The organism is Methylobacillus methanolivorans, assembly GCF_044751345.1.
Classification (GTDB): Bacteria; Pseudomonadota; Gammaproteobacteria; order Burkholderiales; family Methylophilaceae; genus Methylobacillus; species Methylobacillus methanolivorans.
The window spans coordinates 138,215-159,328 of record NZ_JBIWXY010000002.1; the positions used below are offsets into that span (position 1 = coordinate 138,215).

Consider the following 21,114-nt stretch of genomic DNA (forward strand, 5'->3'; position numbering starts at 1 on the left):
GGACGATGATGCGATAACACGCCCATCGTCCTTTATACATCGACGGCTGTTATCGGGTAATTGCGAAAAATATCTAATTTTTACAGTTGAAGGTGTCCTTTTTTCATTCTCAAGTGTCATGACTAATAGAGGGGTACTGTTTTAGCATCCCCTTGCGTCATTAGATAAATGTTAATGATATACAATCTCACATTTTCTGCCTGTGTGGCGAATGGAGCATGATGCCCTGCTCGCCTTTGGATTAATTAAGCAAGGATTTGCCGTGAAAGAAGGTTTTCGCCAGAGCATGGCGTGGCTACACACCTGGGTTGGCTTGTTGGTTGGGTGGGTGTTGTTTTTCGTATTCGTGACCGGGACTGCTGGTTATGTGAATGCCGAGATTTCACGCTGGATGCAGCCTGAGCTGCCTTTGTCCAAGCCATTGGTGGAGGTGCCAACGGCGCAGGTGCTGGGGTTTGCCTTTGACCGCTTGGAGCAGGTGGCACCGGATGCACGCATGTGGAGCATCACTTTGCCGCATCGCGGTTTGGCTGAGCGTATAGACCGCGAGGCCGGGATTGCGTGGGAGGATATGCCACGCCCAGGGCTGGAGCGCGGCGGACGTGGCAACGAGAATTTCGATCCGGTCACTGGTGTGGCAGATCGGCCGATTGAGGGGCGCCCTACCGGTGGTGGCTGGGAGCTGTATGAAATGCACTATGCGCTGCATTACATCAATGACGATGTGGCTTATCGTATTGTTGGCGTTTGCACCATGTTTATGTTGCTAGCGATCATCAGCGGCGTGATCACGCACAAAAAGATTTTCAAGGATTTCTTTACTTTCCGCCCCGGCAAAGGCCAGCGTAGTTGGCTGGATGCGCACAATCTGGTCAGTGTGATGGCGCTGCCATTTTTCCTCATGATCACGTATAGCGGCCTGGTGTTTTTTACCTTTCAGTACATGCCGACAGTCAAAGATGTCTTCTATGGCTCCTCTGAGAAACAACTGCGCAAGCTCTACGATGAGTTATACAAACGCGACCCGGTAGATAAGGGATTTGCGCCAGTGCAACGTCCGCAAGTCTCGGTGGAAAAGCTGGTGCAGCAAACCCAACAGGCCTGGGGCGAGGTGGCAGTGGCTACCGTTGTCATGCGCCACCCCGTAGCGGAAGGTCCTTATGTAGAGATTGTGGGTGATTATTCCGCCACGCTGAATCGCGGCTTCCCGCCCAAGGTGCGCTTCAATGCGGTCACTGGCGAGCCGGTAGCATTCGACAACCAGACCAATGCCACCATGCTGACGCGCAATGTGATGCTGGCATTGCACGAAGGGCATTTCGCTGGCTGGTGGCTGCGTTGGCTATATTTCTTCTCCGGCCTGTTAGGCTGCGCGATGATAGGCACCGGGCTGGTGTTGTGGACAGTGAAACGTCGTAACAATTATCTGGGCAAGCATGGCGGCACGCCGGGATTTGGCCATCGCTTGGTCGAGACACTGAATGTAGGCACCATCGTAGGTTTGCCGGTCGCCGTGGCGGCGTATTTCTGGGCTAATCGCTTGCTACCAATCGAAATGGCAGATCGTGCAGATTGGGAAATGCACTGCCTATTCGCTGCCTGGGGCTGGATGTTTATTTATGCGGCCTTGCGCCCGCTCAAACGTTCATGGCTGGAAAGCCTCTATATCGCCGTGGCGGCATTTGGCCTGATTCCCGTACTGAATTTCCTGACGACGGAACGACACTTGGGCGTGACCATTCCCCATGGTGACTGGGTACTGGCCGGCTTCGACCTGACCATGCTGGGCTTTGCCGCGGCTTTTGCCTACATCGCCTATAAGCTCAAGAAGCGCTGGCTAAAGAAAGAGGAGGCACAGGCATGAGTGAGATCGCACGTTATCGGTTGATGGTGGCCTCGCGCATTCTTGCCGCCGTCGTGGTGGGCTATGCCTTGACCTCGGCCGTATCCATCTTGTTGGCCTTGCTGTTGCCTGTATCCAAGGCAGAGGCAGTGCTGGCTTCTACCATGTTGAGTTTTGCCATCTATGCTGCTGTGGTGATCTGGGTGTTTCAGGCACGTAGCGCTGCGCGGGCATGGGTAGGCCTGCTGGTGCCATTGGCGGTGCTTTCGTTGGCTTGCTGGCTGTTGATGCCGGGAGGTGTAGCATGACGGCATATCACATGGCGGTGTTGCTGTTTGCCTTGGGTGGTTTTTTTGCCTTAGCTGTCAGTATGGAAAAGCATGGCAAGGAGTTAACCGGCCGGGAGTTGAGCGCAGGCCAGCGGCAGTGCTGCTATTGGCTGGGCTGGGGTCTCTTGGCCATTGCCTCGGCATTTGCCGTGGCCGGTTGGCATTGGAACATCGGCCCTGTCGTGATGGTGGGCTGGTTGAGTGCTATTGGCGTGTTGCTGGCTTTCTTGATGCCCTGGTGGCCATTACAGCCCAAACAGGCTGCGCGTAAGGAAAAATCGGTGCCGCAATTGCGCGATACGGTATTGCCAGTACCAGTACGTGCATTATTGCTGCTGGCCTTGGTCGCCGTGCCTGCATGGCTGGGCTTCAATGCCTGGAAAATGTCGGAGCAAGCGGTGCTGCGTGACGATGCTATCCACGGCCAGATTGGCCCTTGGACATTTGTCATTGCCGAGGAAAGCCAGGAAGCACCGGAGAAATTTGCCTGGGATACCCCGGTGAAGGAGTTCCACCTGCGCTTTTGTGAGGCCTGCGATAGTGAAATTCGTGCTGCTTACCTCAAGTTCCGCAAACCTCGCTCGCTGCGGGCTGCGGGGCTTGCGTTCCACGGGGCAAGGTGGACGCGCGAAGTGGCTATTTACATTCCTCCTGCTGCCCGGTTGGAAGACCAGATCTGGCTGACGGTGGAAAGCAAGTCTGGCGAGGTGTATCACCAGGCCTTCGACATTGAGCGCTTGTCGCCAGCGACTGCGAAATTCATCCAGGAGAAGCAATAACATGCCGACGATTGCAGCGAACATGATCCGTTCTGCCAGTATGCTGGCTTTATTGGCCAGTGCTTCAGCCTGGGGGCATGGCGTGCATATCCCACTTGGCAAGTGCTGGGTGGAGGCCAAGCAGATTGCCTGCGAAGGCGGAGAGTCTGATGGCCACCCATTATTGAACGCTGTGGTGGACGTGATCCGTTATGATGAAAGCCAGATTTTCTCCGGCAAGCTGGACGACCATTCCCGCATCCGTTTCCCTAAGCCCGCTGGCGAATTTTACATTCTCATTGATGCGGGCCCTGGGCAAGTGATAGAAATTGATTGGAAAGACATCAAGGGCATTTGATCGCCGGCTGGGTTGAACCCTCATGGCAGGCTGTGTTCCAATGAAACAGCGCAATATTACCCTCGCATCGATATTGATCGGAGTATGACATGAGCCAGACTTTTCACCGTTTCTCTGAGTTGTTTGCCCAGCTAGGCTTGCCATCCGACGATCAAGGCATCAGCCATTTTCTTACCACCCATGCTCCGCTCGCAGACGATATTGCCCTGCCGGATGCGTCATTCTGGACACCTGCCCAGGCGACTTTTCTGCGCGAGGGCTTATTGCAGGATGCAGATTGGGCAGAAATGATTGATCAATTGAACATCGCGTTGCGAGCGCACTGAGTTCTAAATTCTGTTCAGAGTCCATCTTTTCTATTGCTCAGCTGAACGTCACTCCGTCTGGGCGCAATGCATAGACCACTTTTCACCTCTACTGTGATCACACCACTCATGGGCACCTCTCTAAAGCAATTGACGTCATGTGAGCTGAGGCTGAAGCAAGGCGACCATTCAATGCATTAACAGCGGTGTTTGTCCAAGGCGGGTAATGCATTGTGGCAGATTGCCTAGGCAAGCTCAGCGCCAATACTTCTTAGCTTTATGGCAGAGGATGTCGGTGACAACAGGGAATGGCATGGAGTGCGCCTGCTCAAAATAAATTGCATCAGTATTATTCGTGGTTTATTATGATAATAATTCTTATTTGCGATAATGATGATGGTTGTCAGAGTGTGATGACAAGTCCAATACATATTCAATCTTGAGTGCAAAACGGAAATGACAATCTGTCATGTAGGACAGCTCTATAGCGCGTATCGTGGCTGGTTGCATAACTGGCTGCGTGGGAAATTGGGTTGCAGTGAGCAGGCGGCGGATCTGGTACAGGAAACTTTCATCAGGGTGATGACTGCGCGGCCTAATATCGCCAGCCTGGAGCAGCCGCGTGCCTACTTATCTTCCATTGCCAAGAATCTGGCAATCGACTATTGGCGCAGAAAGGAGTTGGAGGAGGCGTATTTGGCTGCCCTGGCCTTGTTGCCCGAGCATGAAGCTCCTTCGCCTGAGCAATCCTTGCTTGTGATGGAGGCACTCGAGCGGGTAGATAAGGTGTTGCAATCCTTACCGTCAGTTACCCAGCAGGTATTTCTGCTTTCTCAGCTGGAGGGGCTTACTTACGCGACAATCGCAGCACAATTGAATTGTTCGGTGCCCACCATCAAGCGTCATATGCACAAGGCCTTTATCGCCTGTATGCAAGTGGAGCCGCTGTAGGAGCTAAGCCATCATGAAACCTGTCGATATTGATCCGGCTATCCTTGAGCAAGCAGCGGATTGGCTGGTGCAAATGCATTCCGGGGAAACCTGTGTAGTTAACAATGCCGAAATAGAGCGGTGGCGAGCGCAAAGCGAGCAGCATGAAGTGGCATGGCAGCGGGCGCAGCAATTCATCGGTATCGTTCACAACCTACCGACGGAGTTGGGAAAGACTGCATTGCAACGCCCGGTTTCTCTTGCCCGCCGCCGGGCGATCAAGAAGCTTGCCGTATTGTTGGCGCTCAGCCCGGCAGCATGGCAGGCATGGAAGACGCAACCTTGGCTTGAATACACCAGCGACTACCATGCGGCTACCGGTCAGCAGCAACATATCAGGCTGGTGGACGGCACCGTGCTGGTGCTCAACACGTCAACTAGTATTGACGTCATCTATGATCAGCATCAACGTCTGGTATGGCTGAAACAAGGCGAGCTGCATATCACTACCGCCGCTGATCCAAGCGGCATGGATCGTCCATTCAGGGTGCAGACCAGAGATGGTGTGGCGCGAGCGCTAGGTACCCGGTTCAGCGTCCGGCAACTGGATTACGGCAGCCATCTTGCCGTATTTGAAAGCGCTGTCGAAGTGACTCTCAAATCCATGCCGGATCGCAAGGCCATCATCCAGGCAGGCCAGCAAATGGACTTTGGCGAGATGGCGATGCAGCAGCCGAGGCCGGTCGCCCAAGCTCAGGAAGCATGGACGCAAGGCATGCTGGTCGTTCATGCTCAGCCCCTTGCTGTCGTGATTGAGGAGCTGCGTCGCTATCATGTGGGTGTATTGCGCTGCCATCCAGACATTTCTGCCCTACGTGTTTCTGGCACTTTTCCGGTTACAGAGGTTGGTCGTAGCCTAAACCTTCTGCAAAGCACCCTTCCTATCAGTATCACTAGGGTTTCGCCTTACTGGATCAGCCTAACTCCCGTGGTGTGATGGCCATTCCATGCATGGAATGCTAGCGTCTTCCCGGCATCTTTTTATTTATGACGATCAATATTGAGAATATTGGCTGGGGATGGTTACGCCAAGGGGTTAATTTAGTATTTATATTTAGAAATAATTCTCATTGTGATCCATTTTGATTTCCAGTTCGTCTTATTGAAGTAAGCAAATTTTTTGCAACTGAACAGGAAACAAGGAAATTAAAATGGGTAAATCGTCCAGCCGAGGCGATAGCAAGCCGCGCCAAGTAGTGCGGCATCAATTGATTCATAGCACAATGGCTTTTGTGCTGGCTAGCATGGCTGTTGGCATGATTGTCACGCCCCCGGCCATCGCAATGGACTTGGCGGGGGAAATCAGGCAATACAATATCCCGGCAGGATCGTTACATGATGTTCTGACCTCCTATAGTGTTAGCAACAAGATTGCCCTGTCCTTTGAGCCCTCGTTGGTTGCTGACAAGCAAAGTCCCGGCCTGCAAGGTAACTATTCGCCGCGACAGGGGCTGGAGCAAATACTTCGAAATAGCGGCCTGGGCTTGATGCCCAAGGGCGAGGATGGGTATACCTTATACCGCCTTAGCCCCTCGGTGCCAGCCAGTGGTAATCTGGCCAACCCTGCCTCAGCTGTCCAGTTGCAAGAGGTTGAAGTCACTGCGTTGCGTCCTGATGAAGAGCAAAAGCGAGCGGTCTATCGGCAATCCGTGTCCACCATCTATATGGACGACACCAACTTTAATAAATTCAAGGGTAGCAACGTCGCTGACATTTTTCGCGGGCAAGTGGGCGTCTATAGTGGCGATGCGCGCAACGGGGATGTGCTTGACCCCAATATCCGTGGTATACAAGGTCAGGGCCGCATTCCCTTGACCATAGACGGCACCGAGCAGGCCATCACTCGCAATAAAGGTTTTTATGTTGGTGCGAATAACGCCAACTATATCGACCCTAACTTGATTGCTGGTGGCACGGTAGTCAAGGGGGCGGCGATTGACCGGAATGTGCAGACGTCCAGTGGCGGCGGTATCGCTCTGCGTACTATCAGTGCATCAGATATCCTCAAGCCTGGAGAGCGCTTTGGTGTGCGTCTACGCATGGATGGGGAAACCAATACTACTAGCCCGCGCTTCCCCGATACCGTGCCTGAAGGCCAGATTTACCAAGTGAATAATGGGTTGGAAGTCACGCAAAAAGAGCAGGAGCTTACCCGCCTATACCCCACTAGCGTTGATCCACGCGACAATCCTACCATTTTCAATTCTAAATCTGGTTCTGCCATGGCAGCCGTAGCCTGGCAGAACGAACATTTCAGTGCCCTGGCGGCTTATAGCTATCGCAAGCGTGGCAATTATTTCGCGGGGCGGCATGGTGCGGAAAAATATCAAAATGCCACGATGTACAGTGATAGCCTGCCGCAGACATATTCATCGAATGCTGCCGTAGCGGAATTCTATCGGCCAGGCAAGGAAGTCACTAATACCAGCAGTGAAGCGGAATCATTGCTGGCCAAGGGAGAGTGGCATATCAATGACGATATGCTGTTGGGCTTGGGTATACGGACTACCCAGATGCACACAGGGGGGATTTCTCCTGCGGCGATTAAAGGTATCACAACTGAACAAATGGTCGAGGGCCAAGTGTTTCAGTGGCCGGAGGGCGAGTCAAAACAAAAGGCATATAACCTGGATTACACCTGGAAGCCCGAGTCTAATCCGTGGGTGGATTTGCAGGCCAAGCTATGGAAAACCGAGACAGACTCCACGGATTTCACTGGGCGTGGCGTATTGAATGGGTTGGTTGAAATCATACGCTATCAAACATATGTTACAGCCCAGACCAATAAGCTGGATGTCCAGAATGATCGTACTGGCTTCTCTTTGAGCAATAAATTCCAGTTGCACGATACTTTAAGCCTGTTAGTTGGAGGTAACTATCAGTATGAAACTCTCATGGCGAGTGGTCGTTGGAGTGGCAATGCCCGTGCGGGTCAACGCCATGAAAACGACATTTATTTCAATCTCAACTGGCAACCAACCAAATGGGTAGAAATTGATGCCGGAGCCAAACGTCGCGCATTCTCGATGAAAGACAAGGGCTGGCTGGAATATTTGGCGAAAAATGCAGATGCAGCTGCAAACAGGCAGCAGCCTCTCATTGCTATCCCGTTTCAGGTGTCTGTCAAAGCTGAACATCGTGCGCGCTTGAGACGTGCGTTAAATACAGCATGGAGCTTCTCTTCTTCTCAGAATGTAGAAGCTGAATATCTCAATGTTTATCTCAATCGTGTATTTAGAACTGGCAATTATTTAAATACTTATGTATTGCTGGATAGTGATGGAAAGCTCACTGGCGATGGCCTGTCTGATTTACAGCAAAAGCTTGATACTACTTTTGGTGCAGGCGTAATCACGCTGGATGATCTGGATCTATCTACCATGAAGGCATTGAGTGGCTCTAGCTTGAAGTTGCTCAATGCCCATCGTGCTGCGCCGAGCAGGGTCAAAGATGATGATTGGGTGCCTTCCTTTGGCTTGACATTCAAAGGCTTCAATTCCCGCCTTTATCTGCGCTATGCGCAGGATATCCGCATGCCGTCGATGGCAGAGGGCTCATATGGTGGTTATATCGCCTTGCTTTATAGCCGGGATTATTTCGGTTTCGATCCACTGCAGCCGGAAAAGTCGCGCAATATCGAACTGGGGCTGAGTCATGATTTCAGCCGCTTCTTCCGCCCAGGTACGGTGGCTGATGCCAAGCTTGTCTATTTTGACCAGAACACTAGAAACATTATTGATACCGTTGCGGTAGGAGGATTGTTTACCTCCGCTAATCTTGACCGGCAAATCATTCGTGGCGTGGAGTTCCAGAGCCGTCTTGATAATGGGCGCTTGTTTGCCGACTTTAGCGCTACGCGCAATCTCAAAAACAAGGTCTGCGACAAGAATGAAGCGACGATGTACTCAAACTTTCCTGGGGAGATTCCCGAGTGCGTGAACTACGGATTTCCTCATGGGGGATTGCTCAATACCAAGCAGCCGGAATACTCCCTCAACTTACTGCTAGGCAGCCGGTTCTTTGATAACAAGCTGGAGCTTGGTAGTCGGGTGACGTATTTCACGACTTATGATCGCGAAGCCAAATATACCAAGTTGACCATGAATATGGTGGGTATGCCGGTGAATTGGGGCTCCACCACCGTGGTGGATGCTTATGCCAATTACCAGATCACCAAGAACACCCTGTTGGAATTCTCGGCAATGAATCTAACGGACCGCTATTACGTCGATCCGCTAGCACGAAGCTGGATGCCAGCGCCGGGCCGTACACTACGTTTGGGATTGCGGATTGATATGTAATTGAGCTGGATGTGCTGGAGTATTGATTGGCACAACTGTATTGGCGATGACGGAGTTGGCTTTATGAGACGAAGTGATCGCCAATTTTTAATAACAATAAATAATAATAAAAATCATTATTGATGTTATTTGTAGTCAATATTAAGCCTGACTTGAAAAGGCATCTATCCATATAAAACTAGGAAAGGAAATACGATGAAAAAGTTGTCTTTAGCTTCATTGGTTTTGTTGGCAGTTTACGGTACCAGCTTTGCTGCTGGTGAAAATGTGGTTGGGCTTTCAACAGATGATTCCTTGGTGAATGTTGGGCCATCGGCATATACCGGCCCCACCCATGGTGCGGCAAATCAGCCGGGCGTCGGTGTACATACCGTTGGTGGAGGCACTCGCATCAATGCCCAGGTGCTGTATGACACATTGCGTACTTCGGTAGACGGCAATGGCATCGCTACCATTGGTGGTTCGGCCCATAGTGCTATGGGTGTGTGGGCGCTAGGTAGGGTGACTGGCAGCGACAGTAATCAGGTCTATTACGGTGTGTGGGCTGGCCCTGATGCCTCTACCCCTCCTACCACGGCTTATGTTGCCTATGTAGTCGGCGACAACGTCACCCGTAGCCTAGATACAGTCAAGGGTAATTCCTACAGTTACACCACTAACGGTGTTGGTCAGGGTAATGAATTCTATACCGGTACTTTGACTGCCAATTTCAATGCTGCCGGCACAGGCGGTACCGTGACTGGAGGTATTGCCAGCGCAAGCAATACTATTACCCTGGATAGCGGTACCAACATCAGCATTAGCGGTGCTGGTGCTGTAGCAACGGCAGGTTTCTCAGGCTCTGCCAATACTGGAGCTTATGATGTCCGAGGCCTATTCTATGGTGCCAATGCAGAGGCGTTGGGTGGAGTGGCTGATCATTTGGCTGATCCAAGCAAGAGCGTTGGCTTTGCTGGCACCCGTTAATTGAGTTCTTAGCCATGAAAGTACAAGCCTGCGGGCTTGTACTTTTTTGTTATGTATCTTGTAGCTGACCAGGTGGACTTTTGAAAGCTCTTTTCCCCCTTCTGATTGGCCTGTGCTTGTCACCCCTGACATGGGCCAACGATTTCCTCGATAATACTTCTAACCAGTGGCAGTTGATTGACCAAGCACGAGACCGGCTTGATAACAGCCGCAGCCAGCCGACGTTGGAGGAACAGATTCAGGCTGAGCCTGTCATGGCTTTGGGAGAGGATCAGAACAGCACTGCGACATTGGCGCAGGAAATTTTCGTTCAGATCAATCAGCAGAATTGGCCCCGCGTGAAGCAATTATTGGGGCATTATCTGGTTTCTCCACAGCGTGATCCTAGCTTGGTGGCTTATGCTGAAGCAAATTTGGCAGAAGCCCAAGGTAACTTACCTCTAGCCTTGGAGAAATATGAGCGAGTCTTGTCCTACCTGCCGCAATTCACGCGAGGGAAAATGGATTATGCGCGAGCCTTGTTTAAATATGGTGAGGATAAAGAGGCTAGACAGATTTTTCTTTCAGTATTGACGCCCGACTTGCCTGTAGCAGTGCAAAGCAATATCAATTTATATCTGGACGCATTGGAAAAGCGCAATGAGTGGAAATTCTATGCGAGCTTGGATTATTTCAAGGACGACAACATCAACCTGACTTCCGACGCGTCGCTTTGCCTGCTTTCAATCGGCAATGATCTATGCGTGGCCCGGTGGTCTGCACCCTCGGCGTTGCCGAGCCACGGGGTGAACTATACGTTGACCGCAGAGAAGTTCACGCCTTGGAAAGGTCGCCATGGGTTGATGTTCCGTTCGCTGGTCTATGGATCAGACTATACGCAGGATAATCTCTATAACATCGGGATATTGAACATGGCGCTTGGCTATGCTTACCGTACACCTAATCACCGTTGGTTTCTGGCACCAACTTTTGAAACTTACTGGCAGAGCAATCGTAGGCTCTACACAGCGGGTGGCCTGATTGCAGAGGTACGTAGCCAAGTGACTCCCAATTGGCAGAATACCCTGACGATTAACTGGCAGGATATCCAATATGTCAGGGATGAAGAAAAAGACAATGATGCTCAGCAATATCTTGTGACGTTGAATCAGCTATATGCGCTTTCCAATAAAACATTGCTTTTTGGCGGTGTGGATTACATTCGCCGCAAGCTGGATTATCCAATTGCCAGTTTTCATCGTTCCGGTGTGCGCGTCGGTATATTTCATACTTTCAATTCATGGTTGGACGTGACCATGTCCGCGTCCAGGCGCTGGCGGAAATATGACGAATACAATCCGATTTTTGGAGGATTAAGAAAGGATACCGAGGATTTCTATAGTCTTGCAGTGGGTTTCCCCAGCTTGCAGGTGCAAGGTATCAAGCCTTCGCTGTATGTACAGCACTACGACACTGAAAGTACGCTACCGCTATTTTTCTCTTATCGCAGGACCCAGGCAGGGATCAGGATGGAGAAGTCATTCTGAGTTGTATGCGTTTTATTAAATATCTATCCTGGGCTTATGCGGCGCATTGCGTGTGAGCCTATCCCATAGCCAGCGCGGGATAATGCGTAGGATGCGCGCTATCCAGCCCATTTGCCAAGGGATGATGACAAAGCGCTGGCGCTTGGCGATGGCAGCGGCGAACTTTGCTGCGGCGATGTCCACTTCCATGAGGAAAGGCATGCGGTAACCATTGACGTCAGTCATCGGGGTGCGGATATAGCCAGGGGCGATGGTGGTGACGGCAATGCCAAAGTGTTGCATCTCGGTACGCAGGCTTTCGAGATAGGTGATAGCAGCAGATTTCGAGGCGCTGTAGGCTCCGGCACCAGGCAATCCACGTATACCCGCGACACTGGCAATGCCAACGAGTTGCCCATGTTTGTTTGCCGCCTGCATGGCGGCAATGAAGGGCTGGAAGGTATGCACCATGCCAAAGACGTTGATCTCGAACACGGTATGGAAAGCCTCAATATCCTCCACTTCAGCAGTGAGGGTGCCGCAACTCACGCCTGCGTTGGCAATGACGATATCGGGCACGCCAGCCTTGGCGATGAAGGTTTGTGCAGTGGCCTGCATGGCCTGGGCATCACGTACATCAGCCTGGTAAATGTGGCATTGCCCGCTTGGGAATTCGTGCGCCAGGTCGTCAAGCAGTGCTAGGCGGCGTGCTGTGACACCGACGATGGCACCTTGCTTGAGGTAGTGTCGTGCCAATGCCAGGCCAATGCCACTGGAAGCACCGGTAATAAAAACCCGCTGACTGGCAGCGGGTGTGGATGTGTGTGTCATGGGCGAGTAGCGGGTATTACTTGGCGCCGCCGCTCTTTTCCTTGCGCACGTTCTCAATCAGGTAGTCAGCCACTTGCAGCACGTTCTGGTTGCCCCCCGCCATTGAGCTGGAAGTAATGTAACGACCATCAATCACCAATGCTGGCACGCCTGTGGCGCCGGAGTCGCGGAACACATTCATGGCGCGCACAATATTGTTGTTGGTGGAGAAGGATTTGAAAGCTTCTTCCACTTTTGTGCGATCCTGGCCGCCCTGCTTGGTGATCCAGTCAATCAACTGTGCTTCGGACGCTGGGTTGACGTTGCGAGCCTTGTGGATAGCATCGAACAATTGAGTGTGCAGCTTATCGGTGAGATTGAGTGCTTCAAGGGCATAGAATGCCTTGCCAGCAGGCGCCCAGTCAGGACGCGGGACACCGGGTACGCGCTTGAAGTAGACATCTTGCGGCAGCTTCTTGACCCAGGTAGCCAGGCTTGACTCCAAATGGTAGCAATGCGGGCAGCCATACCAGAAGATTTCCAGCACTTCGATCTTGGCTGGGTTATCAGTCTTGATGGTTTTTGCTGTCTGGTTGAAGTCATTACCCAGTTGCGGTTCTGCCATGGCAGTTGCAGAGACCAGCAACATCAAGGCAGCGAGCAGCTTTTTCATATCTTGTCCTTACAATCGAATTGATAGAGTTAACGTAGAGAAATCTGGTTGGGATGACACTGGCTTATTGCCCAGGTGAGTTCACCTTGATCAAATCTGCCTTGAAACCGTTCTGCGCCAGATCAGACTTGGCATTGTTGATTTGGTTCAGGTCGGCAAATGGGCCAACGCGTACACGGTGCCATACGCCCTTGTCGGGAATGGTGGCGGTCTGCACGATGGCTTCCAGGCCCAGCAAGGCCAGCTTGGCCTTCATGTTGTCGGCTTCCTGTTCGGTCTGGAATGCGCCTACCTGGAGGAAGTAGCTCTCCTGGGTTTGTGCCGGGGCCGGGTCGGCTTCCTTCTGCTTGATTTCCTGCTCCGTTACCTGGCTTTCGCTACCGGGTAAGATGGTATAGAAGTCGAAACGTGGTTTTTCGCTGCCAGCTGGAGCCTTGTTGGCTTCTGCTGGCTTGGTTTCTGCCTTGGGCAGTGCAATTTCATCAGGTTCCAGCTTGGTTTTGCCAGCCTTGTCGGCAAATGGGCTATCGCTCTTCATGACAACGATAGCAACGCCCACAGAAATGCCGACGCCTAATAGCAGGCCCACCAGCAAGCCGGTAAAAAATGGGCTGCCCTTGCTACTGCTGCTGGAGCTCGATTTGCGCTGTGCAGGCTTGTAATCTCGACTCACGATATTTCCTCTTCCTCATTCATTCATGTCCTGGCGGGCCTTGCTTGGAGGCCTGCCTAGCGACTTGGGTGGCGATGGTTCCCCGTCAACCATCATATTCTATCTTACAAATTTACATCTTCTCTGGCGCACCTACGCCCAGCAGTGCCAGGCCATTACGCAATACCTGGCGAGTGGCGCTGATCAGGGCCATACGTGCGGTGGTCAGGTCAGCATCGTCAACCAGGAACTTGTGGGCGTTGTAATAGCTGTGCAAATCGCCCGCCAAGTCCTTGAGATAGGTAGCGACCATATGTGGAGCCAGCTCTTGTGCGGCATTGGTGAGTAGCTCGGGGAATTCGCCCAGGCGTTGCATGAGTGTTGCTTCATGCTCGGTATCCAGCGCAGTCAGTTTGGCTTGTGACAAGCTGGCAATATCGCCGCCCCATTCGTTCAGCACGCTGCAAATGCGGGCATGGGCATACTGGATGTAATACACCGGGTTGTCGTTGCTTTGTGCACGGGCAAGGTCGATGTCGAACACTAATTGCGAATCGGCACGGCGTGCGGCGAGGAAATAACGTGTGGCATCACAGCCCACTTCCTCGATCAGGTCGCGCAAGGTGACGTAGCTACCTGCACGCTTGGAGATTTTGACTTCTTCACCGCCGCGCATCACCGTGACCATCTGGTGCAATACGTATTCCGGCCAGCCTTGTGGAATGCCGACATTCAACGCCTGCAAGCCAGCGCGCACACGGGTGATGGTGCTGTGGTGGTCTGCACCCTGTTCGTTGATAACGCGCTCAAAGCCACGCTGCCATTTGTCCAGGTGATAAGCGACATCAGGCACGAAATAAGTGTAGCCGCCTTCACGCTTGCGCATGACACGGTCCTTGTCGTCGCCAAAATCGGTAGTGCGCAGCCAGAGGGCATCGTCTTGCTCGTAGGTGTGGCCACTCTTGATCAGGTTGGCTACGGTGCTTTCCACCTTGCCATCGCTGTAAAGCGCCGATTCGAGCGAGAATACGTCGAAGTTGATCTGGAAGGCCTTGAGGTCCAAGTCCTGCTCGTGGCGCAGATAGGCCACGGCAAACTGGCGGATCGCCTCGGCATTATCGGCATCGCCTATGCCCGTCACTACTTGGTCATCCGCCGTAACGGTTTCTTTTGCCATATAGGCAGCAGCGACATCGGCAATGTAATGGCCGCGATAGCCTGCTTCCGGCCATGCAGCATGCTCGGGCGTGATGCCCTTGCAATGAGATTGTACGGAAACGGTCAGGTTATCAATCTGCGCACCGGCATCGTTATAGTAGAACTCGCGTGTGACGGCCCAGCCATTGGCAGCCAATAGGCGGGCAAGACAATCTCCCACTGCCGCGCCACGGCCATGGCCAACGTGCAATGGGCCGGTGGGGTTGGCAGAGACGAATTCCACTTGTATCTTGCGGCCCTGGCCAACTTGATTGTGTCCGAATTGCGCACCTTCCCGCTGGATGTCGCGCACCACGGCCTGCTTGGCGGCTGGGCTTAGGGTGAAATTGATGAAGCCAGCCCCGGCAATTTCAACTTTGGCGATATATTCCGAAGCAGGCAGTGCCTGGATCAGCGCTTCAGCAATGGCGCGTGGATTCTGGCGCAGGGGTTTGGCCAATATCATGGCCAGGTTGGTGGAAAAATCCCCATGCTGAGCATTCTTGGGACGTTCTAGCTGGATGGCGACAAGGTCTGCATCAGCATTGAGGCTGTTTGCGGCGACCTGTAGTAATTCGGTAAGATGTGCTTTCAAGGCGAGCGACGAAACGTGAATAAAAGCACTATTTTAACCTACTGCAAGCTTGCACTGATATGCAATTGTCGAACTTCGTCATATAGATGGCAGATGATGGGGGGCGCATGACCGAAAGCGCTCAGCATGCCACTATCCTCAAGGTCGCACTGGATGTTCCGCTTGATGGTGTTTTTGATTACCGCAGCGATGTGCCGGTGCAGGTGGGGCAGCGCGTGGTTGTGCCGTTTGGCCCACGCAAGCAAGTCGGGGTCGTGGTGGATATTGCCGACAATAGCGAGATTGCCCCGGCCAAGCTCAAATCCATTCTCCAGCATTTCGACCATGAGCCTGTGCTTGATAGCGAGTTTTTCTCGCTGCTGAAATTCTGCGCAGATTACTACCAATACCCTTACGGACAGGCCCTGCTTTCTGCCCTGCCTGCCCGTTTGCGTCAAACCGAGCCTGCCCAAGCTCGGCAGCAGTTCTGCTATTGGCTGAATGAGGCAGGTCAATCGGCTGACATTGAAGCCATTCCCGCCCGGCAAATGGTGCAGCGGCGTATTTTTACTGCTTTACGTGAGCGTGGTCGCCTGAGCGAGGCCGAGCTATCCGAATTGAGCCCGAGCTGGCGCAAGGGCCTGCTGGCACTGCGTGAGCAGGGGTGGATAGACGAGGAGCAAATCTATGCTGGCTTGAGCGCGACACTGCACGCCTCCAATGTGCAGCCGGAGTTGAACGACGAACAAGCCCATGCGGTGCAGAGCATTTTGCAGCAGCGGGAGCGTTTTAAGCCATGGCTGCTGCACGGCATTACCGGCAGTGGCAAGACCGAGGTTTATATTCGCCTGTTGCAGGCGGTGCTGGAGGGTAATCAGGATCAGGCCTTGGTGTTGGTGCCTGAAATCAACCTCACGCCTCAGCTGGAGGCACGCTTCCGTACCCGTTTGCCGCAATACCCGTTAGTCACGTTGCATAGCAATCTTGGTGAGAGTGAGCGCTTGCAAAATTGGCGGTTGGCGCAAACTGGAGTGGCACGCATTGTCATCGGCACGCGCTTGTCGGTGTTTACGCCTTTGCCCCGCCTCAAGTTCATGATCGTGGACGAAGAGCATGATACTTCCTACAAGCAGCAGGACAGCATGCGCTACCATGCGCGCGATGTGGCCTTGGTGCGAGCGCAGCGCCGCAATATCCCTATTGTGCTGGGTTCTGCTACTCCAGCGCTGGAAACCTGGCATAACGCCCAGAGTGGCCGCTATGGCCTGCTCAGCATGCAGCAACGCGCTGTTAGCCAGTCACAATTGCCCCAGGTGAATTGTGTGGATGTCAGCCGGGTGCAGATGCAGGAGGGGCTGTCCCCTCCACTCATCAAGGCCCTGAAAACACGTCTGCAGCGTGGAGAGCAGAGCCTGCTGTTCATCAACCGTCGCGGTTATGCGCCTGTATTGCTATGTAATGCCTGTCACTGGATTGCGCCTTGCATGCGCTGTAGCAGCCGCCTGGTCGTGCACTTGCGCCAGGGCTTTTTGCGTTGCCACCACTGCGGACACGAACAAAAGATCGTGCGCCAGTGCCCGAGCTGTGGCAATGCGGACCTGCACCCTACCGGGCATGGTACGCAACGGCTGGAAGAAACGCTGGCCAAGCTGTTGCCAGAGGCGCGCATCTTGCGGGTAGATCGTGATAGCACGCGCCGCAAGCACGCCCTGAGCGAGATGCTCTCTGCAGTACACGCTGGGGAGGTGGATATCCTGGTCGGGACGCAAATGCTGGCCAAAGGCCATGATTTTCCTAATCTCACCTTGGTCGGTGTGCTGGATACTGACAGTGCCCTTTTCAGCCCCGATTTTCGTGCGGCAGAGCGCCTGTTTGCCCAGCTCATGCAAGTGGCAGGTCGCGCGGGCCGTGCAGATAAGCCCGGTGAGGTGTTGATCCAGACGACTTTCCCCGAGCATCAGTTATTCAATGCCTTGCGTAGCCAGGAATATGGCACCTATGCGGCTGGCCTGTTGCAGGAGCGCGAGATCGCCCAGTTTCCACCCTATGAGTTTCTGGCCTTGATCAAGGCAGAGGCCAATGAATACGGCCCTGTGCAGCGCTTTTTGCAGTTTGCTGCCGATACTACCCGCGCAATGGCGACCGATGCCTTGGTCTATGACCCGATACGCCCGCAAATGGAACGGCTGAAAGGCATGGAGCGCGGGCAGTTGCTGTTCCAGGCGACGACACGACAGGCGCTTCAAATCGTTCTCAGGCAATTGACACCGCAATTGCGTGCGCACCCGCTCAGCAACAAGATACGCTGGGCGGTAGATGTCGATCCACAGGAGTTTTAGCTGATGCCCAGCAAGCGCATTGCTCTGGTGATGATAGTCCGCAATGAGGCCCGTTCGATAGCGCGCTGCCTGCAAAGCGTCCGGCCCTGGGTGGACGAGATGATCGTGCTGGATACGGGTTCTGATGATGACACGGTCAGCATTGCCGAGTCGCTAGGTGCCAAAGTGCATGTTTTTACTTGGTGTGATGATTTCTCTGCTGCGAGGAATGCAGCGCTGGCACTTTCCTCCGCCGATTGGAACTTGGTGCTGGATGCTGATGAGTGGATTATTTCAGGCGGCGAAACACTGGCTGCTTTGCGGCATGTCAATGAAGAGTTTATTGGGGTATTGCGTCTGGATGATGAGGCGGAGGTAGAGGGCCAACGCCAAGTTTCCAAGACTTGGCTTTCTCGTATCTTGCCCCAGCATGTGCGCTATGTCGGACGCATTCATGAACAGCCAGTGTCTCCTGGCATGTCTAGGCGGCAATTGGCCCTAGTCGTGGGGCATGATGGTTATCTGGAGCAGCATAAAGCAGTTAAGCAAGGTCGCAACGAGGTGTTGTTGCGTATGGAGTTGGCGCGTAACCCGGAGGATGCCTATTTCAATTACCAACTAGGCAAGGAGCTGGAAATTTATGCACGCTTTGCTGAGGCGGTAACATGTTACGAAAAGGCTTTGCTGCATACGGAGGCAGAGGCGAACTGGCGTCACGATCTGGTCGTGCGCAGTTTGTTCAGTCTGAAAAAAGCAGGCAAATTCGAGCGGGCGCTTCATTTGGCAGAAGCAGAGATGCCGTATTGGCAGCATTCTCCCGATTTCTTTTTTGCGATTGGCGACGTTTTGCTTGACTGGGCCATTGCTGACCCAGCACAAGCAGAAGTCTTGTTGCCCATGATTGCCTCAAGCTGGGAAAGATGCCTGGAAATCGGCGATAACCCCACCCTCAACAGCACAGTAATCGGTAGGGGAAGCTTCCTGGCGGCCAAGAACCTGCATGCTTTTCACCTGAGCTTGGGACAGACGGACCAAGCTGAATACTTTGCCAATCTTGAACGTGAGCTGCTGCGGCAACGCAGTATTTAATTTTTGCCGCATTTTTCAGGCTTGATGGTTCCGATTTCGGAAGCGACACCCTTGTCATGCTCTACCTCGACACAAGCGCCTACGACCAATGGGCCTTGTTCCGGCTCAATGTCTGTTTTTTCGGTGACTTCCACCTGTTGACCGCTGATCGTCCAGATACCTAGGTTGCCAGCTGGGCGCGCATCAATACGTCCGACGAATTCTTTATCTGCGAGGGCTGGGGTGCTAACCAACAATGTGCTAACAGTCAGCAGGGAGATGGTACTGAATAGATGGGAGAGCTTCATGATGCATCCTTTCCAATGGTTGAGCTTGCATGAACACAGCATAACTATGGAGATTGAAGCACCGTATCGGTATCAGGCTGATCTCGGTGTAGGAGTACTACCGGCAGGCTGGCTTGCTGGTAAACATAGGAGGGAGGTTGGTATAGGGGGCGGTGCAGCAGTATTTGGGAGTGACAGGAAGATCCCCGGGCTTGGCCCGGGGATGGAGGCTTGTTACTCGGACTTATGTTCTTCCTGATGCTCGGCAGCGGCTTCACGTGCCTTTTCGATAGCATCTTCCGCAGCATCCTTGGCTTCGTCAACGGCTTCTTCTGCCTTATCTACCGCATGTTCTGCGTGCTCATGTGCTTGTTCTACGGCTTGTGCAGCGGCAGCTTCAACGTTCTCTTCTTCCTTGTTGCTACAGCCTCCCAGCACCAAGCCGGCAAGGAAAATAGCAAGGATGGATGTTGATCGTAATGTCATTCTGGGTCTCCTGATTGAGGTTATTGGGGGATACGTAAGGTCTGGCCCGGATAGATTTTGTCCGGATGGTTGAGCATGGGCTTATTCGCTTCAAAAATCTTCATGTAGGCATTAGCGTTGCCATAATGTTCCTTGGCGATCTTGGACAAGGTGTCGCCACGCACTACTGTGTAAAATACCGGGGCGGTTTCTGCGGCTGTGACCTTGAGGTTGTCCACAACCTCACTGACACCATTGATGTTGCCGCAGCAGAGGAGAATTTTTTCCTTGATTTCCTGGGTAGCTGCGGTGCCGCCGACGGTGACTTTACCTGTGGCGCCGTCAAAATCCACTTGCAGGCCTTCTGCATCCAATTCCATTTTGTGGATGTAGTTGAGAATGGCTTGACTGGCAGTGGCATTCGCAGAGGTGACCGGATTCTCGGCTTTTGCTTCAACAGCCGGGTGCGTGCCAAACAGTTTCTCGCCAGCGTCTTTGATGAATGAAATCAAACCCATTTGCTTATCTCCTTGTTGTTATGAAGTCGTGACAAACGCAACGCGGTAATAGTTCATCTTACTCTCATCTGAAGGGCGCTGGCGGCCGCGATTGTCATTTTTTGTCAATCGCGGTGAAGTCGGCATCAGAGATGGTAATTGCGGCTGATGGCGTGCACGGCCTTGATCATCGCCTCGGCATTTTCGGGCGGTGTGAATTGCGTGATACCGTGGCCAAGGTTGAACACATGGCCATTGCCTATGCCGTAATTGGCGAGGATGCGCGCGACTTCTTTTTCCACGGCTTCGGGCGTGGAAAGCAGGATGGCAGGGTCCATATTGCCTTGCAGCGCTACTTTGTGGCCAACGCGCTTGCGTGCCTCGCCTAGCGACACTGTCCAATCCAGCCCCAGCGCGTCAGCCCCAGTCTCGGTCTGGGCTTCGAGCCATAATCCACCACCCTTGGTGAAGACAATGCTGGGCACGGTGCGGCCATCGTTTTCCTTGGTGAGTCCGCTGACGATCTGCTTCATGTATTGCAGCGAGAATTCTTCATAAGCGTGATGAGAAAGCGCCCCGCCCCATGAGTCAAAGATCATGACCGCTTGTGCGCCAGCAGCAATCTGGGCATTGAGATATTGCGTCACCGTCTGTGCAGTGATGCTGAGGATATGGTGCAAGAGTTCTGGCCGTGCATAGGCCATTTGCTTGATGGTGAGGAAATCCGTACCGCCGCGGCCCTCCACCATGTAGGTTGCCAGCGTCCAGGGGCTACCGGAAAAGCCGATGAGAGGAACTCGTCCATCCAGGGTGCGACGAATCTGGCTGACGGCATCGGTGACATACTTGAGCTCAGTGCCGATATCGGGAACTGCCAGTTTGCGGATATCAGCCTCTTCGCGCAGGGTGCGCTCGAATTTTGGTCCCTCGCCCTCCTCGAAATACAGGCCCAGCCCCATAGCATCGGGAATGGTGAGGATGTCGGAGAACAGGATGGCGGCATCCAGCGGGTAGCGATCCAGCGGTTGCATGGTGACTTCAGTCGCCAAATCCGAGTTCTTGCACAGGTCAAGAAAACTACCCGCCTGTTTGCGCGTGGCGCGGTATTCAGGCAGGTAGCGCCCGGCCTGGCGCATCATCCATACTGGTGTGTAGGGGGTGGACTGGCGTTGCAGTGCACGGAGGAAAACATCGTTTTTCAATGTGGTCATGGATAGT

At 53.2% G+C, this 21,114-nt stretch carries 20 protein-coding genes; 12 read left to right on the forward strand and 8 right to left on the reverse strand.

All coding sequences use genetic code 11. The features are described 5' to 3' along the window. Positions 1–262: 262 nt before the first annotated feature. The 10 genes from ACIKP9_RS10235 (at position 263) to ACIKP9_RS10280 (ending at position 11,376) form a co-directional block, all read left to right on the forward strand. The gene (locus tag ACIKP9_RS10235; RefSeq protein WP_400882262.1) at positions 263–1,864 is read left to right on the forward strand and encodes a PepSY-associated TM helix domain-containing protein; all 1,602 of its coding nucleotides are present in this window, start codon (positions 263–265) and stop codon (positions 1,862–1,864) included. Further along, positions 1,861–2,151: a DUF3649 domain-containing protein gene (locus tag ACIKP9_RS10240; RefSeq protein WP_400882265.1), complete on the forward strand. Its 291-nt coding sequence runs from the start codon at positions 1,861–1,863 to the stop codon at positions 2,149–2,151. Before ACIKP9_RS10235 ends, ACIKP9_RS10240 begins: the two co-directional genes overlap by 4 nt. Next, the gene (locus ACIKP9_RS10245; RefSeq protein ID WP_400882268.1) at positions 2,148–2,951 is read left to right on the forward strand and encodes a DUF3325 domain-containing protein; all 804 of its coding nucleotides are present in this window, start codon (positions 2,148–2,150) and stop codon (positions 2,949–2,951) included. The genes ACIKP9_RS10240 and ACIKP9_RS10245 overlap by 4 nt, the downstream gene beginning before the upstream one ends. Position 2,952: 1 nt before the next feature. After that, complete coding sequence (locus ACIKP9_RS10250) at positions 2,953–3,288, forward strand: hypothetical protein (protein ID WP_400882271.1); 336 nt, start codon at positions 2,953–2,955, stop codon at positions 3,286–3,288. Positions 3,289–3,377: 89 nt separating this feature from the next. Further along, positions 3,378–3,614, forward strand: a complete 237-nt coding sequence (locus ACIKP9_RS10255) for a DUF2789 domain-containing protein (RefSeq protein ID WP_400882274.1) — start codon at positions 3,378–3,380, stop codon at positions 3,612–3,614. Positions 3,615–4,049: 435 nt separating this feature from the next. Beyond that, positions 4,050–4,544, forward strand: coding sequence for an RNA polymerase sigma factor (locus tag ACIKP9_RS10260; RefSeq protein ID WP_400882277.1), 495 nt, complete (start codon positions 4,050–4,052; stop codon positions 4,542–4,544). 13 nt (positions 4,545–4,557) lie between these two features. Next, positions 4,558–5,520, forward strand: coding sequence for a FecR domain-containing protein (locus ACIKP9_RS10265; RefSeq protein WP_400882279.1), 963 nt, complete (start codon positions 4,558–4,560; stop codon positions 5,518–5,520). 214 nt (positions 5,521–5,734) lie between these two features. Then, positions 5,735–8,884 (forward strand): TonB-dependent receptor, encoded by a 3,150-nt coding sequence (locus ACIKP9_RS10270; protein ID WP_400882281.1) that lies wholly within the window; start codon positions 5,735–5,737, stop codon positions 8,882–8,884. Between the two features lie 195 nt (positions 8,885–9,079). Next, positions 9,080–9,850, forward strand: a complete 771-nt coding sequence (locus ACIKP9_RS10275) for a transferrin-binding protein-like solute binding protein (protein ID WP_400882284.1) — start codon at positions 9,080–9,082, stop codon at positions 9,848–9,850. A 116-nt stretch (positions 9,851–9,966) separates the two neighbouring features. After that, entirely contained in the window at positions 9,967–11,376 is a 1,410-nt protein-coding gene (locus ACIKP9_RS10280; protein ID WP_400882287.1) for a porin family protein, read from the forward strand. A gap of 15 nt (positions 11,377–11,391) precedes the next feature. On the opposite strand, the gene ACIKP9_RS10285 is transcribed toward ACIKP9_RS10280, so the two are convergent. The 4 genes from ACIKP9_RS10285 to argS form a co-directional block, all read right to left on the reverse strand. Further along, positions 11,392–12,186 carry an SDR family oxidoreductase gene (locus ACIKP9_RS10285; protein ID WP_400882290.1) on the reverse strand — a complete coding sequence of 265 codons (795 nt, stop codon included), beginning with the start codon at positions 12,184–12,186 and terminating at the stop codon, positions 11,392–11,394. Between the two features lie 16 nt (positions 12,187–12,202). Further along, positions 12,203–12,838 (reverse strand): thiol:disulfide interchange protein DsbA/DsbL, encoded by a 636-nt coding sequence (locus ACIKP9_RS10290; protein ID WP_400882293.1) that lies wholly within the window; start codon positions 12,836–12,838, stop codon positions 12,203–12,205. A 64-nt stretch (positions 12,839–12,902) separates the two neighbouring features. Next, on the reverse strand, positions 12,903–13,511 hold the full coding sequence (locus tag ACIKP9_RS10295) for an SPOR domain-containing protein (protein ID WP_400882296.1): 609 nt from the start codon (positions 13,509–13,511) through the stop codon (positions 12,903–12,905). A 112-nt stretch (positions 13,512–13,623) separates the two neighbouring features. Continuing rightward, positions 13,624–15,282, reverse strand: coding sequence for an arginine--tRNA ligase (gene argS, locus ACIKP9_RS10300; RefSeq protein ID WP_400882299.1), 1,659 nt, complete (start codon positions 15,280–15,282; stop codon positions 13,624–13,626). Positions 15,283–15,389: 107 nt separating this feature from the next. Between argS and ACIKP9_RS10305 the strand changes: the two genes are divergently transcribed. Together ACIKP9_RS10305 and ACIKP9_RS10310 are read left to right on the forward strand one after the other, a co-directional pair. Further along, a complete protein-coding gene (locus ACIKP9_RS10305) occupies positions 15,390–17,600 on the forward strand; it encodes a primosomal protein N' (protein WP_400882302.1) in 2,211 nt (736 codons plus the stop codon). A 3-nt stretch (positions 17,601–17,603) separates the two neighbouring features. Then, positions 17,604–18,668, forward strand: coding sequence for a glycosyltransferase family 2 protein (locus ACIKP9_RS10310; RefSeq protein ID WP_400882305.1), 1,065 nt, complete (start codon positions 17,604–17,606; stop codon positions 18,666–18,668). Here the strand turns inward: ACIKP9_RS10310 and ACIKP9_RS10315 are convergent. The 4 genes from ACIKP9_RS10315 to hemE form a co-directional block, all read right to left on the reverse strand. Beyond that, the gene (locus tag ACIKP9_RS10315) at positions 18,665–18,955 is read right to left on the reverse strand and encodes a DUF5666 domain-containing protein (protein WP_400882308.1); all 291 of its coding nucleotides are present in this window, start codon (positions 18,953–18,955) and stop codon (positions 18,665–18,667) included. The genes ACIKP9_RS10310 and ACIKP9_RS10315 overlap by 4 nt on opposite strands. Positions 18,956–19,168: 213 nt before the next feature. After that, complete coding sequence (locus tag ACIKP9_RS10320) at positions 19,169–19,420, reverse strand: hypothetical protein (protein WP_400882311.1); 252 nt, start codon at positions 19,418–19,420, stop codon at positions 19,169–19,171. A 20-nt stretch (positions 19,421–19,440) separates the two neighbouring features. After that, on the reverse strand, positions 19,441–19,917 hold the full coding sequence (gene lysM, locus ACIKP9_RS10325) for a peptidoglycan-binding protein LysM (protein ID WP_400882313.1): 477 nt from the start codon (positions 19,915–19,917) through the stop codon (positions 19,441–19,443). A gap of 125 nt (positions 19,918–20,042) precedes the next feature. Next, positions 20,043–21,107, reverse strand: coding sequence for a uroporphyrinogen decarboxylase (hemE, locus tag ACIKP9_RS10330; protein WP_400882316.1), 1,065 nt, complete (start codon positions 21,105–21,107; stop codon positions 20,043–20,045). Positions 21,108–21,114: the final 7 nt, after the last annotated feature.